Annotated in this window: 13 protein-coding genes and 1 tRNA gene; 10 read left to right on the forward strand and 4 right to left on the reverse strand. The window is 52.5% G+C overall.

Annotation, left to right across the window (positions count from 1 at the left end; genetic code table 11):
- The first annotated feature begins 41 nt into the window (after window positions 1-41).
- From ABLW18_RS07565 to ABLW18_RS07595, 7 genes are all read left to right on the forward strand, one after another.
- Window positions 42-1,997 (forward strand): AMP-binding protein, encoded by a 1,956-nt coding sequence (locus ABLW18_RS07565; protein ID WP_347824367.1) that lies wholly within the window; start codon window positions 42-44, stop codon window positions 1,995-1,997.
- A gap of 51 nt (window positions 1,998-2,048) precedes the next feature.
- Window positions 2,049-2,867 carry an ABC transporter ATP-binding protein gene (locus tag ABLW18_RS07570; RefSeq protein ID WP_347824217.1) on the forward strand — a complete coding sequence of 273 codons (819 nt, stop codon included), beginning with the start codon at window positions 2,049-2,051 and terminating at the stop codon, window positions 2,865-2,867.
- Window positions 2,868-2,934: 67 nt separating this feature from the next.
- Window positions 2,935-3,936, forward strand: coding sequence for a branched-chain amino acid ABC transporter permease (locus tag ABLW18_RS07575; RefSeq protein ID WP_347824218.1), 1,002 nt, complete (start codon window positions 2,935-2,937; stop codon window positions 3,934-3,936).
- Window positions 3,937-3,998: 62 nt separating this feature from the next.
- Window positions 3,999-5,075 carry a branched-chain amino acid ABC transporter permease gene (locus ABLW18_RS07580; protein ID WP_347824219.1) on the forward strand — a complete coding sequence of 359 codons (1,077 nt, stop codon included), beginning with the start codon at window positions 3,999-4,001 and terminating at the stop codon, window positions 5,073-5,075.
- Between the two features lie 64 nt (window positions 5,076-5,139).
- Window positions 5,140-6,420: an ABC transporter substrate-binding protein gene (locus tag ABLW18_RS07585; protein ID WP_347824220.1), complete on the forward strand. Its 1,281-nt coding sequence runs from the start codon at window positions 5,140-5,142 to the stop codon at window positions 6,418-6,420.
- Between the two features lie 74 nt (window positions 6,421-6,494).
- Window positions 6,495-7,319 carry an ABC transporter ATP-binding protein gene (locus ABLW18_RS07590; RefSeq protein WP_347824221.1) on the forward strand — a complete coding sequence of 275 codons (825 nt, stop codon included), beginning with the start codon at window positions 6,495-6,497 and terminating at the stop codon, window positions 7,317-7,319.
- Between the two features lie 25 nt (window positions 7,320-7,344).
- Window positions 7,345-8,550, forward strand: coding sequence for a phenylacetate--CoA ligase family protein (locus ABLW18_RS07595; protein ID WP_347824222.1), 1,206 nt, complete (start codon window positions 7,345-7,347; stop codon window positions 8,548-8,550).
- 70 nt (window positions 8,551-8,620) lie between these two features.
- Here the strand turns inward: ABLW18_RS07595 and ykgO are convergent, their stop codons facing one another.
- Window positions 8,621-8,746, reverse strand: a complete 126-nt coding sequence (gene ykgO / locus ABLW18_RS07600; protein WP_048864290.1) for a type B 50S ribosomal protein L36 — start codon at window positions 8,744-8,746, stop codon at window positions 8,621-8,623.
- Window positions 8,747-8,794: 48 nt separating this feature from the next.
- A tRNA-Val gene (locus ABLW18_RS07605) sits at window positions 8,795-8,869 on the reverse strand.
- A gap of 194 nt (window positions 8,870-9,063) precedes the next feature.
- On the opposite strand from ABLW18_RS07605, the gene ABLW18_RS07610 reads away from it, so the two are divergent.
- Window positions 9,064-9,921, forward strand: a complete 858-nt coding sequence (locus ABLW18_RS07610; RefSeq protein ID WP_347824223.1) for an N-formylglutamate amidohydrolase — start codon at window positions 9,064-9,066, stop codon at window positions 9,919-9,921.
- Window positions 9,922-9,925: 4 nt separating this feature from the next.
- On the opposite strand, the gene ABLW18_RS07615 is transcribed toward ABLW18_RS07610, so the two are convergent.
- Complete coding sequence (locus ABLW18_RS07615) at window positions 9,926-11,182, reverse strand: DNA polymerase IV (protein WP_347824224.1); 1,257 nt, start codon at window positions 11,180-11,182, stop codon at window positions 9,926-9,928.
- 121 nt (window positions 11,183-11,303) lie between these two features.
- On the opposite strand from ABLW18_RS07615, the gene ABLW18_RS07620 reads away from it, so the two are divergent.
- Entirely contained in the window at window positions 11,304-12,194 is an 891-nt protein-coding gene (locus ABLW18_RS07620; RefSeq protein WP_347824225.1) for an SPFH domain-containing protein, read from the forward strand.
- Window positions 12,194-12,475: a hypothetical protein gene (locus ABLW18_RS07625; RefSeq protein ID WP_347824226.1), complete on the forward strand. Its 282-nt coding sequence runs from the start codon at window positions 12,194-12,196 to the stop codon at window positions 12,473-12,475. The genes ABLW18_RS07620 and ABLW18_RS07625 overlap by 1 nt, the downstream gene beginning before the upstream one ends.
- Here the strand turns inward: ABLW18_RS07625 and pyrF are convergent.
- Window positions 12,472-13,188 carry an orotidine-5'-phosphate decarboxylase gene (gene pyrF / locus ABLW18_RS07630; protein WP_347824227.1) on the reverse strand — a complete coding sequence of 239 codons (717 nt, stop codon included), beginning with the start codon at window positions 13,186-13,188 and terminating at the stop codon, window positions 12,472-12,474. The two genes, ABLW18_RS07625 and pyrF, sit on opposite strands and share 4 nt — an antisense overlap.
- Between the last annotated feature and the right edge of the window lie 198 nt (window positions 13,189-13,386).

Genomic DNA, 13,386 nt, shown 5'->3' on the forward strand with positions numbered 1-13,386 from the left:
AAGGCGCCGGGAACCGGCATTGGGAGGATCGTATTTTGACTGTGACGGATTCGGCTGGTCTGGTCTCTATTCCAGCACTACTGGCACGCAATGCGAGTGAGTTTGGCGATAAAGCGGCCTATCGCGAGAAAGAATTTGGCATTTGGCAAAGCTGGACTTGGCTTGAAGCGGTGGATCAAGTTGAGGCTCTGGCCTTGGGTTTGCTATCGCTGGGTGCCGAAAAAGGTGACCATGTGGCCATCGCGGGTCGCAACCGTCCTTACCTCTATTGGGCAATGTTGGCTGCACAATCAATCGGCGCTGTGCCCGTACCAATTTACCAAGACGCGGTAGGAGATGAGATTGCCTATGTTCTAGATCACTGCAATGCGCGGTTTATCGTGGCTGGTGATCAGGAGCAGGTGGATAAGATCCTCGACATTCGCGACAGTTTGAAAAATCTTCAGACCATCATTTATTTGGATCCACGCGGATTGCGCAAATATGACCACAGCATGCTCAAGCAATATCAGAGCTTGCAAGACGAAGGCCGCGCGGCGCGGAGAGATCTGGGCGACGAGCTGGTCAAACGTCAAAAGGCGCAGACCTATGACGACACCTGCGTGATGCTCTATACCTCCGGGACCACTGGCCGTCCGAAGGGCGTGGTATTGTCCAACCGGAACGTCATTGAAACCTCAAAAAACTCATCGCAATTTGATGACCTAGGCTCAAGCGAAGAAGTATTGGCTTATCTGCCGATGGCATGGGTCGGTGATTATACCTTCTCGATGGGGCAAGCGTTATGGACGGGCTTTTGTGTCAATTGCCCAGAGAGCGCCGAGACGATGATGACTGATTTGCGGGAAATCGGTCCGACGTATTATTTCGCCCCGCCGCGGGTGTTTGAAAACCAGTTGACCAATGTGATGATCCGCATGGAAGATGCGGGCAGTCTCAAAAAATGGATGTTTGACAAGGCGATGGCCCATGCCAAGCGCGTGGGCCCAGCGTTATTGAGCGGAGAACCGGTTGGCTTCATGGATAGGGTTAAATATTTTCTGGGTGATATTTTTATCTACGGACCTCTTAAAAACACCCTTGGCCTGAGCCGCGTGCGCATTGGCTATACAGCCGGTGAGGCGATTGGCCCTGAGTTGTTCGACTTTTATCGCTCGATTGGGATTAATCTGAAACAGCTTTACGGCCAAACAGAAGCTACGGTTTATGTGACCATTCAACCGGATGGACAGGTGCGGGCCGATACGGTGGGCGTTCCGGCGCCGGGCGTTGAAGTGCGTGTTGGGGACAATGGTGAGATTTATTACAGGTCACCAGGTGTCTTTGTGGAATATTACAACAACCCGGAAAGCACAGCGTCAACCAAAGACGCCGAAGGCTGGGTGGCAACGGGAGATGCGGGCTTTTTTGAAGAAGATACAGGCCACCTGCGTATTATTGACCGCGCCAAAGATGTTGGCAAAATGGCCGATGGGCGTTTGTTTGCGCCAAAATATGTTGAGAATAAGCTGAAATTCTATCCGAATATTTTGGAGGCTGTCGTCTTTGGCAGTAGTCGGGACTATTGCACCGCGTTTGTGAATATTGATCTGAATGCTGTGGGCAATTGGGCTGAGCGCAACAATATTGCCTATGGCGGCTATCAAGAACTGTCTCAACACCCGAAGGTTTTGGATATGATCCAGGCCCATATCGAAGAAACCAATCAAAGCATTGCGCAAGACCCGATGCTCTCAGGGTGCCAAGTGAGCCGCTTCTTGGTCCTGCACAAGGAATTGGATGCCGATGACGGTGAAATGACCCGCACACGTAAGGTGCGTCGTCGCACGGTTGAGGATAAATTTGATGATCTGATTGCCGGCCTTTATGGCGGTGCGGAGTTTGTTGAGACTACCACTGAGGTGACCTATGAGGACGGGCGTAAGGGCTCGATTTCGGCAAAATTGGAGCTGCGAGATGCAGCGATTGCAGCCGAGCAACAGGTGGCCGCGCAATGATTGTATCCATGCCCGCAGTGATCATTCAATATTCTTTGGAGTGTGCGCCCCATGTTTGACCAAGCCGAAAGTTTTGTAACCGCAGATGGCCGCACCATTGGTGCTGTGATGATGGAAATGAAGAATATCACCCTGCGGTTTGGTGGGGTCGTGGCGATCAAGGATATTTCTTTTGATGTACGCGAAGGAGAGATCCGCGCGATTATCGGACCTAATGGCGCCGGGAAATCGTCGATGCTCAACGTCATTTCTGGCTTTTACCATCCTCAGGAGGGGGAGGTCTGGTACAAAGGCGCCCGCCGGCCGGAAATGAAACCCTTTGAAGTTGCCCGACAAGGCATCGCGCGGACGTTCCAGAATATCGCGCTTTTCGAAGGCATGAGCGTTTTGGATAACGTCATGACCGGCCGTTTGAACCACATGAAAAGTGGTATTTTAAGCCAAGCAATTTGGTATGGAAAAGCCGAACGTGAAGAGACAGAAAATCGCGCGGTGGTAGAGCGCGTGATTGATTTTCTTGAAATTCAACATATCCGCAAAACACCAGTCAGTCGCTTGCCCTACGGGTTGAAAAAACGCGTTGAATTGGCCCGCGCCTTAGCGGCTGACCCCAAGCTTTTGCTGCTTGATGAGCCAATGGCGGGCATGAACGTGGAAGAAAAAGAGGACATGAGCCGCTTTATTCTCGACGTGAACGATGAATTTGGCACGACGATTGTGTTGATTGAGCATGATATGGGTGTTGTGATGGATCTATCCGACCGCGTGGTTGTGATGGATTATGGCAAGAAAATTGGCGATGGTCCGCCCGATGAAGTGCGCAACAATCAGGCGGTGATTGATGCCTATTTGGGAGTCGCGCATGATTGATGCTATTAAATTTAAGGGCTTCTGCTTCATGCAGGCTGCTCACAATACCGGCGCGGAGGCGTAAGCAATGTTCCCAGACCAATTTTTATTCGGTGTCGAAGTTTTGCTAAATGGCTTGATGGCTGGGGTGCTTTACGCGCTGGTGGCTTTGGGGTTTGTTCTAATTTTCAAAGCTTCGGGCATTTTCAACTATGCGCAAGGGGTTATGGCCTTGTTCGCGGCGCTTACGCTTGTGGGCATTATGGATGGTCAGGTGCCGTTTTCCCATTTAATCAACGCGCTTTTTGGCACGGATGTGCATCATTTTGGCTGGCACGTCCCAGCCTTTGCAGCCATTCTTTTAGCGATGGCGGTGATGGTTGGATTAGCCTGGATTGTTCAGTATTTCATCTTCCGACATTTGGTGGGGCAAGAACCAATTATCCTCTTCATGGCGACCATTGGGCTGGCCTACTTCATGGAAGGATTTGGCGACATGATGTGGGGATCAGAGATCAAGAAACTGGATGTTGGCATTCCGCAGGGGGGCAGTTTTTGGATTGAGGAGGCTACGGCGTTTTTGGGTGGCTCAAACTTCTATGGGTTTTTCATAGATCAGTTGGATATTGTTGCGGCGGTTGTGGCGATTATTCTCGTGGTCTTGCTGGTGGCCTTCGCGCAATACACCAAGCAAGGCCGCGCCATGCGGGCGGTGGCAGATGATCACCAAGCGGCTTTATCGGTTGGGATCTCGTTGAGTTTTATCTGGGTCTTGGTCTGGTCGCTGGCGGGTTTTGTCGCTCTTGTCGCAGGCATCATGTGGGGCGCAAAATCAGGCGTGCAGTTCTCTTTGTCTCTTATCGCGCTCAAAGCTCTGCCTGTGTTGATGCTTGGAGGGTTCACTTCGATCCCTGGTGCGATTGTTGGCGGATTGATTGTGGGTGTTGGGGAAAAACTGTTCGAATTCCTTATCGGCGCGCCCTTTTTGGGTGGCGCGACGGAGAATTGGTTCGCCTACATGCTGGCCCTAGTGTTTTTGGTCTTTCGTCCACAAGGCTTGTTTGGGGAGAAAATCATTGAGCGTGTTTAACTCATGTATCCGTGCCCCGAGGGGCTTTGTGACGAATGATCTGAATGTGAAGGGGACAGCGTATGCTATATCGTGAATCGGGCGATTTCAGCGAAACCTACAAAGCGGATAGCCAAACTTTCCCCATCAAATTTGATCGTTATCGCTATTATGCGGTTTTGATCGTGGCATTTTTGGTCATTCCCTTTGTAATTAATGATTACTGGGCCAACGCTGTTTTGGTACCTTTTTTGATCTATGCGATTGCAGCCATCGGTCTCAATATTCTAACGGGCTACTGCGGCCAGGTGTCTTTGGGCACGGGTGGCTTCATGGCCGTGGGAGCCTATGCTTGCTATAAGCTGATGACAGCTTTCCCGGATGTTAGCATTGTGGTCCATGTGCTGATTTCTGGTGGAATCACTGCTGCAGTGGTCACGCTTTTTGGCTTGCCCAGCTTGCGCATCAAGGGTTTTTACCTCGCGGTGGCAACTTTAGCGGCACAATTCTTTTTGGTTTGGCTGTTCAACCGGGTGGCGTGGTTTTATAACTACTCTGCATCAGGACAGATCAATGCGCCGGATCGCACGGTTTTTGGATATCTTGTCACAGGCCCCAACACTGAGGCCTGGGCAAAATATCTCATATGTCTGATTTTCGTGACGTTTACAGGAATCGTTGCGCGAAACATGACACGTGGAGCGCTTGGAAGGAAATGGTCTGCTATCCGCGATATGGATATTGCTGCTGAAATTATCGGTGTTAACCCCTTGAATGCTAAGCTTTCGGCCTTTGCTATATCTGGCTTCTTTATTGGTATTTCTGGTGCGCTCTTTTTTAGTGTCTATCTTGGTGCGGCAGAGGTTGGTGAAGCTTTTGGTATCCAAAAATCGTTCTTGGTACTTTTCATGATAATTATTGGTGGTCTTGGCTCCATATTTGGCAGTTTCGCGGGGGCTGCATTTATGGTACTTTTGCCAGTATTCTTGAAAAATGTTCTGGTGGGTGGACTGGGTTGGGACACGGCACTTGCGGCCCATTTAGAATTTGTCATTGTTGGAGCGTTGATCATTGTGTTTTTGATTGCTGAGCCACATGGATTGGCGCAGCTTTGGCGCGTGGCAAAAGAGAAATTACGACTTTGGCCTTTCCCGCACTAGGGACAGGTTAATCAAACGACCGGGAAAACCGGCTTTTCGGACAAACCAAGGGAGGAATAATCCGATGAAAAGACTAGCAACAGCAACAGTGGCCGCCGTCATGGCTGCAGCCCCAGTGATGGCAGACCTAGTGTTCCCGTCCCTGTCTTATCGCACAGGCGCTTATGCGGCAGGCGGCATTCCGTTTGCCGATGGTTATGCTGATTATATGACGCTTTTGAATGAGCGGGATGGTGGCATTGGTGGTGTTATGACGCGAATTCTTGAATGCGAAACAGGCTATAACACTGAGAAAGGCGTTGAGTGTTATGAGGCTACTAAGGGCGAAGGTGCTTTGGTTTACCAACCGCTATCAACTGGAATTACATATCAGTTAATTCCAAAGGCCACAGCAGATGGTATTGCAATTCACTCCATGGGATATGGTCGAACATCTGCAGCGAACGGTAAAGTTTTTAGTAACGTCTTCAACTACCCAGCAAACTATTGGAATGGTGCTTCCGCGGTTGTGCAGCACATTCTAGATGTCAATGGTGGGGATATAAAAGGCAAAAAAATTGCTCTTGTTTATCATAACTCAGCTTATGGCAAGGAGCCAATTCGGACGTTGGAAGAGCTATCAAAGAAACATGGATTTGAGTTGAGCCTGCTAGCGGTGGATCACCCTGGCCAAGAACAAAAATCGCAGTGGCTGCAAATCCGCCGCGAGCGCCCAGACTATGTGACCATGTGGGGTTGGGGTGTTATGAACCAGGTAGCAATCCAAGAGGCAGTCAATATCCGTTTCCCAATGGAAAACTTCATTGGTGTTTGGTGGTCAGGTTCTGAAAATGATGTTTTGCCATCTGGTGATGATGCTAATGGTTATAAAGCTGTGACTTTCCACAATGTTGGCAACAACTTTCCAGTCTTTGAAGATGTGAAGAAACATGTGGTTGACACTGGTAAAGCTGCTGGTGCTGGAGATCAGATTGGAACAGCAATTTACAACCGCGGTTTCTATGCTGCTATGCTTGCAGCGGAAGCAGTCCGGAACGCGCAGGCTATTCATGGGGTTGCTGATATTACCCCAGCCATGATGCTCGATGGTATGGAATCTTTGGAAATTACCGAAGCAAGGATGGCTGAACTAGGCATGCCAAACTTTGGCCCATCTTTCAAAGTGTCATGCGAAAATCACGGTGGTCCGGGCACTGTGGGTGTTGCACAGTGGGATGCATCAAGCAAAACATGGTCTCTGATTTCAGACTTTAAGGAAACTGATATGTCTGTGATACAACCATTGATCGAAGCTGACTCCGCAGCATTTGCTGCCGAAAACAACATCGCAGAGCGCTGTAATTAAGCAGAGCGATTTAACCGAGTTGTAAAATAAGCTCTGGCCCCGTTGGGCCAGAGCATCCGAATAGGAAGAATGCCATGCTTGATGACAGCTCAACGAACGAAACACTGCTCGAAGTCAATAATATTGAAGTGATTTATAATCACGTGATTTTGGTATTGAAGGGCGTGTCTTTAAGTGTGCCAAAAGGTGGGATTACCGCGCTTTTGGGCGGCAATGGCGCGGGTAAAACCACGACATTAAAAGCGATTTCTCAATTACTTCACTCCGAACGCGGGGAAGTTACCAAAGGAACGATTGCCTATCGCGGTCAGTCGGTCTCTGGTCTGAACCCCTCAGATCTGGTGAAGCGCGGCGTGATCCAAGTGATGGAAGGGCGCCATTGTTTTGAACATTTAACAGTCGAAGAAAACCTGCTGACTGGCAGTTATACCCGCACGGATGGCGCCGCTGCAGTCGCGGCGGATTTGGAAAAAGTTTACGCCTATTTTCCAAGGCTGGCCGAACGGCGCAAAAGTCAGGCGGGTTATACCTCTGGCGGCGAACAACAGATGTGTGCCATTGGGCGTGCCTTGATGTCACGTCCGGAGACGATTTTGCTGGATGAGCCCTCTATGGGTTTGGCGCCGCAATTAGTGGAAGAAATTTTCGGTATCGTGAAAGACCTCAACGAAAAAGAGGGCGTGTCTTTCCTCTTGGCGGAGCAAAACACGAACGTTGCCCTAAGGTTCGCCCATTATGGCTATATTTTGGAATCTGGTCGTGTGGTGATGGACGGTCCGGCCGCGGAATTGCGCGAAAATCCGGATGTGAAAGAATTTTATCTCGGCATGTCCGATGAGGGGCGCAAGTCTTTCCGCGACACCCGCAGCTATCGCCGCCGCAAAAGATGGCTCAGCTGACCTGTTCATACATGGGAGCCACACAATGACATTTTATGACGCCTTAGAAACCCGCTCTGCGGATGCCCGCGCAGCTTCTTTGGCCGAATGTTTGCCGGCGCTTTTGTCTCATGCTCAGAGCCTTGCGGGCTATGGGCATTTTGCACAGTTTGAGCTGGCCAGTATTGCTTCTGCCAAAGACCTCGCCCGCTTGCCGGTTCTGCGCAAGTCAGAGCTTGGCGCTGCGCAAAAACGCTTGCCACCCTTTGGTGGATTTAGTGGCGGAGAATTTGATTATGCCTTCCAATCGCCAGGTCCGCTTTATGAGCCGGGTCGAAATAGTCATGATTGGTGGCGTTTTGCGCGGTTTTTGCATGCCACTGGCTTTGGGCCAGGCGATATTGTGCAAAATTGCTTTTCCTATCATTTGACGCCGGCCGGCACGATGTTTGAAAACGGCGCGCGGGCCCTGGGCGCAGCCGTTTTGCCTGCCGGGACTGGACAAACCGAGCTACAAGCTCAAGCGGCGCATGATGTGGGGGTCACTGGCTATGCGGGCACACCGGATTATTTAAAGGTTATTTTGGAAAAGGCCGATGAGATGGGCCTGACCCTCAATATTGGCAAAGCCGCAGTTGGTGGCGGAGCGCTGTTTCCGTCGCTTCGGCAATGGTATGCAGATCGAGGCATCCTCTGTCGTCAATGCTATGCGACCGCAGATCTGGGCAATATCGCCTATGAAAGCGCGGCAATGGACGGCTTGATCTTGGATGAGGGTGTGGTGGCTGAGATTGTCACCCCAGGTACAGGCGATCCTGTGCCCTTTGGCGAGGTGGGCGAGGTGTTGGTCACCACTCTGAACAATGACTACCCGTTGGTACGTTTTGCCACTGGGGATCTTTCTGCCTTTATGCCGGGTGAAAGCCCCTGCGGGCGGAGCAACCTGCGGATCAAAGGTTGGATGGGCCGCGCGGATCAAACCACAAAGATCAAGGGGATGTTTATCCGACCTGAGCAAGTGGCGGCCTTTGTGGCCAAACACCCTGAAGTCACCCGTGCGCGCGTCATCGCCAGCCGTGACGGTGATGCGGATGCTATGACCGTGAAAGTTGAAGGTGCTGCCGAGAAATCAGCAGACTATGCAGTTTCCTTGTCTGAGACGTTGAAATTGCGCGGTCAGGTGGAGGTCGTTGCCTCTGACAGCTTGCCGCGCGATGGCGTCGTGATTGAAGATCAACGCACCTATGAATGAGCCTGGGATTTAGGTCACAAAAAAAGCCGCCCCCGAAGGGACGGCATTTTTAAAAACGCTGAATCAGAGATTATCCCTGACGTGCTTTAAAGCGAGGCTGTGTTTTGTTGATCACATAAACACGGCCCTTACGGCGTACCACACGACAATCGCGGTGGCGGCTCTTGAGCGAGCGAAGCGAGTTTTTGACCTTCATGGCCTTCTCCTTCAAAACCGGGCCGCGGAGTAGCCCAAGTAAACAAAATGGTGGGCACGACTGGGATCGAACCAGTGACCCCTTCGATGTCAACGAAGTGCTCTACCGCTGAGCTACGCGCCCGTTGAACCGATGTTTTCCCCACGCCCCACAAAAAAGGACGCAAAAAGCGCGTCGGTAGCGGCCGTATATGCAGCAGGTGGCGAGTCTTCAAGCTGAAATCGCAATTGAACCGAGAAATTGCTGGGACAATGGCAATTTTAGCGAATTTTATAGGAATTGTTTCCCCAATCTGTGCTCTATGCTAGGGTTCGCGCATGCGACATGCCCCGTTCACCCTTTTTGAGCCCGTGCAACGTAGCAGCTGCGTTGTCTTTGCTGCGCCGCATTCGGGGCGCCACTATGCGCCAGAGTTTTTGGCGCAGTCCGTTCTTGATTCGCGTGCGATTCGCGCCTCAGAAGATGCTTTTGTCGATCACTTGTTTGCACCTGCTGTGCAGTTTGGCGCGCCGCTTTTAGTTGCCAATGCGCCGCGGGCTTTTGTGGATCTGAACCGCGGCTGCGACGAGCTGGATCCCGCTGTGATTGAAGGGGTTAAAAGCCCGGGCGTGAATGCGCGGATTGCCTCAGGTCTGGGGGTGGTGCCGCGGGTCGTGGCGATTGGCATACCGATCTACCACGGCAAGATCAGCCTTGCGGAGGCGCACGATCGCATCAATCGCTTTTGGTGGCCATATCATCATCAGTTGACCGCGCTTTTGGAGCAAAACCGGGCGCAGTTTGGTCAAGCTATATTGATTGATTGTCATTCCATGCCCCATTCTGCTGTCAGCCGTGGAGCTCTTGACGGCACGGCGCCGCAGATCGTTTTGGGTGATCGCTTTGGGGCTGCCGCAGATGAGACGCTGATGGCATGTATTCACGCCGCTTTTGTGGAGGTTGGATTTCGGGTGGCGCGCAATACACCCTTTGCGGGCGCTTTTATCAGCCGGCGCTATGGCAAGCCGCAGATGGGGCAACATGCGGTGCAGATCGAAATTGATCGCAGCCTTTATATGGATGAAGCGCGGATCCGGCCGAGTACTGAGTTCGACGCCGTCCGTCGGCGTCTGGCCGGCGTTATTGCGGATATCGCAAAAATGGGGCAATCTGGGAAGGAGCTTGCCGCGCAGTGAAGCCCTAGCGTAAAGACCGTCCTTTTCTGATGGCATCTGTGCCGAATTTTGCCCGAATAGAATCTGTCGCCCGTTCTGCTTTAGCGCGGGCGCTCGCATCGGGGTCCAGAAGATCCTCGGTCAAATCGCTTTGCGCCGCGCGCACCAAACCTGACAGGCCCACGCCGATCAAGCGATAGGGGCCTTGCGGGCCAGATTGGTCAAACAAGTCTCGCGCCGTGCGATAGATCCGATCGGCGATTTGCGTCGCATCCCGTAAGGATACACGGCGTGATAGGGCGCTGTGATCTTTGCGCTTGAGTTTCAGCGTCACGACACGCCCCGCCAGATCCCGTGCTTTTGCGCGGTCGCTGACCTTCTCTGCCAGGCGCCAAATATGCCCATCGAGCACATCTGTGTCTGAGGTATTCTCAAAGAATGTCGTTTCATTTGAGATGCTTTTCACAGGCGCCTGGGCCGAGACGCGCCGTGGGTCCTCGCCGCGGGCCAGATGCCACAATCGATCACCCATGGATCCGAAACGCGCGATCAGGTCTTGACGTTCCCAACGCAAAAGATCGGCAAATGTGCGGATGCCCGCCTTTTCCAATGCGCCCTGAGCCACAGACCCCACGCCCCAAATTAGGCCGATGGGTTTGTCTTTAAGGAACTGATGTGTTTCCGTCTTTCCAATGACAGAAAATCCCCTTGGCTTGTCCAGATCGCTGGCGACTTTCGCGAGAAATTTATTATGCGACAGACCGATCGAACCGGTTAGGCCTAAGTCCTCCTTCATGCGTTTTATCAAACGCGCCAACATCACTGCGGGCGGCGCTCCATGCAGCGCTGTGGTGCCGGTCATGTCGAGGAAGGCTTCATCCAGTGACAAGGGTTCGATGGCTGGGGTAAGCTCTTGCATCATTTTTCGGATGGCTGCGCTGGCCTTCACATATTCATCCATACGCGGCCGCACCACCACCGCTTCTGGGCAGAGTTTTAGGGCCTGAAACATAGGCATGGCAGATTTCACACCCCGCACGCGGGCGACATAGCAAGCGGTGCTCACCACCCCGCGCCGACCGCCACCTATGATTACGGGTTTGCTGGCCAGGTCTGGATTGTCGCGTTTTTCCACGGAAGCATAGAAGGCATCACAATCCATATGGGCGATGGAGAGGGAGAACAGCTCTGGGTGGGAGGTGATGCGTGGCCGCCCGCAGCCCGAACACCGGCGCGGGGCAGAATCAAAGGTGGTCAAACAGTCGCGGCAAAATGCAGGCATAGGTGTAAACTAGCGTGGAAGCGCGGCTGCGTCCACGCGCAAGCCCATGTCCCGCCCGCACAGGAGATTTCATTTTTGCAAAAATGCCCTATATAGATGATGCAGAATAAGGAGAAAATTTATGAATTTTGAAGCGGCTTTAAGTCAGCTCGGGCAAAATAGCTTTTTGATCGCCTTGGCTATTATTATTCTGGTCATCCTGTTCAAAGGTGTGCGCGTCGTGCCGCAATCTGAGAAGTTTGTGGTGGAGCGTTTCGGCCGTCTCAAATCGGTTTTGGGCCCTGGGCTCAATTTCATTGTGCCGTTCCTCGACCGGGTGCGGCATCGGGTTTCGATTCTTGAGCGGCAATTGCCAACCAATAGCCAAGATGCCATCACCAGCGATAACGTATTGGTGAAAGTGGATACATCTGTTTTTTATCGCATCACTGAGCCGGCCAAAACCGTCTATCGGATCCGCGATGTAGACGCCGCGATCTCAACCACAGTCGCAGGGATTGTGCGAGCGGAGATTGGCCAAATGGAGCTTGATGAGGTGCAATCGAACCGCTCTGAATTGATCGTCGCCATCAAGACCGCAATTGAAGTGGCGGTGGATGATTGGGGCGTTGAGGTGACGCGGGCGGAATTGTTGGATGTAAATTTAGACCGAGCGACACAAGAGGCTATGCTGCAACAGCTCAACGCAGAGCGCGCGCGCCGGGCCCAGGTGACTGAAGCGGAAGGGCGCAAGCGCGCGGTTGAGCTCAATGCAGATGCCGAGCTTTATTCAGCCGAGCAAGCGGCCAAAGCGCGTCGTATGCAAGCGGATGCAGAAGCCTATGCCACCGGCGTTGTTGCCCGCGCGATTGCCAAGAATGGCATCGAAGCGGCGCAATATCAGGTGGCGCTCAAACAGGTTGACGCCTTGACCGCCTTAGGTGGCGGCGAGGGCAAGCAAACCATTTTGGTGCCCTCCAATGCGATGGATGCATTTGCGGATGCTTTCAAAATGCTGAAAGGGTCGAAGTGATGCTTCAGACACTCCATGCCACTTGGTGGGCTTGGGCGATTTTAGCCCTGGCCCTTGCCTTTCTAGAAATCATCGTGCCGGCCTTTGTATTTTTGGGCATGACCATTGGTGCCGCCTGCGTCGCGCTGGTGATGTTTTTGGTCGGTGAAGGCGTTGTCGGCGCGCCCGCATCTTTGCTGCTTTTCGCTGTGACCTCGCTTGTCGCCACTTTGATCCTGCGCAGGGTTTTTTCGCTGCCGAAAGGGCAGGTCAAAACTTTTGACAGAGACATTAACGATTAGGAGTTCGGGCTTAGGGCTTGCGGGCTGGCCAGTTTGGCCAAAATAGCCAGCGCTGCGTCGCGTGGGGAAGGGGCGGTCCAAATTGGCCGGCCCACAACCACATGATCTGCACCATTGGCAATGGCCTGCGCCGGAGTGGCGACGCGTTTTTGATCGCCCAAGTCGGCGCCTGTGGGGCGCACGCCGGGGGTGACGATCAACTTGCCTGTAGCCTCTGGAAGTGCGCGGATGATGGCGGCCTCCTGCGGACTAGCAATCACACCATCCGCGCCGGCGTCAAAGGCTTTGCCCGCGCGCTCTAATACCAAATCGGCAATATCTCCGGGCTTGATAAGCGCATCATTGAGATCGGCGCGATCCAGTGACGTCAAGATCGTCACGGCTAAAATTTTCATATCCTTGCCAGCCGCGCCCTCTTTCGCAGCGCGCACAACGTACGGGTCGCCATGGACGGTGAGAAAATCGAGATCAAATTGCGCGATACCGCGCACCGCATGTTCAACTGTGGCGCCGATGTCGAACAATTTCATATCGAGAAAAATACGCTTGCCCATTTCCGCTTTTAGCTCATTGGCCAGTGCCAAACCGCCACCAGTCAGCATACCGAGGCCGATTTTGTAGAAGTTGACCGCATCCCCGAGATGCTCGGCCATCTTCAGGGCTTCAATGGCATTTGGCATATCCATCGCCATAATCAATTTGTCATCAGCCATGGGGGCCTCCAAGGTTTGCAAGTTGGAGGTGAACTATCCATTGCAACTGGGTCTGTCTATGCCATGGGTCAGAAATAGCGGTTTCATGTCAAAAAACTCGGTTTATGCGGACCAAGCACTTGTCCAGGCAATAGACCATGCCCAAATAACAGTTAAGGTCGCACCAACGCTGTGCCGAAGTCGGGCAGCTTAAGATCC

The organism is uncultured Planktomarina sp., from assembly GCA_943788425.1.
GTDB lineage: Bacteria > Pseudomonadota > Alphaproteobacteria > Rhodobacterales > Rhodobacteraceae > Planktomarina.

Bases quoted from the DNA above. Each gene is read 5' to 3' on its own strand.
- ABLW18_RS07570 (WP_347824217.1), top strand. From the start codon at position 2,049: ATGTTTGACCAAGCCGAAAGTTTTGTAACCGCAGATGGCCGCACCATT.
- ABLW18_RS07575 (WP_347824218.1), top strand. From the start codon at position 2,935: ATGTTCCCAGACCAATTTTTATTCGGTGTCGAAGTTTTGCTAAATGGC.
- ABLW18_RS07580 (WP_347824219.1), top strand. From the start codon at position 3,999: ATGCTATATCGTGAATCGGGCGATTTCAGCGAAACCTACAAAGCGGAT.
- ABLW18_RS07585 (WP_347824220.1), top strand. From the start codon at position 5,140: ATGAAAAGACTAGCAACAGCAACAGTGGCCGCCGTCATGGCTGCAGCC.
- ABLW18_RS07590 (WP_347824221.1), top strand. From the start codon at position 6,495: ATGCTTGATGACAGCTCAACGAACGAAACACTGCTCGAAGTCAATAAT.
- ABLW18_RS07595 (WP_347824222.1), top strand. From the start codon at position 7,345: ATGACATTTTATGACGCCTTAGAAACCCGCTCTGCGGATGCCCGCGCA.
- ykgO (WP_048864290.1), bottom strand. From the start codon at position 8,746: ATGAAGGTCAAAAACTCGCTTCGCTCGCTCAAGAGCCGCCACCGCGAT.
- ABLW18_RS07610 (WP_347824223.1), top strand. From the start codon at position 9,064: ATGCGACATGCCCCGTTCACCCTTTTTGAGCCCGTGCAACGTAGCAGC.
- ABLW18_RS07615 (WP_347824224.1), bottom strand. From the start codon at position 11,182: ATGCCTGCATTTTGCCGCGACTGTTTGACCACCTTTGATTCTGCCCCG.
- ABLW18_RS07620 (WP_347824225.1), top strand. From the start codon at position 11,304: ATGAATTTTGAAGCGGCTTTAAGTCAGCTCGGGCAAAATAGCTTTTTG.
- ABLW18_RS07625 (WP_347824226.1), top strand. From the start codon at position 12,194: ATGCTTCAGACACTCCATGCCACTTGGTGGGCTTGGGCGATTTTAGCC.
- pyrF (WP_347824227.1), bottom strand. From the start codon at position 13,188: ATGGCTGATGACAAATTGATTATGGCGATGGATATGCCAAATGCCATT.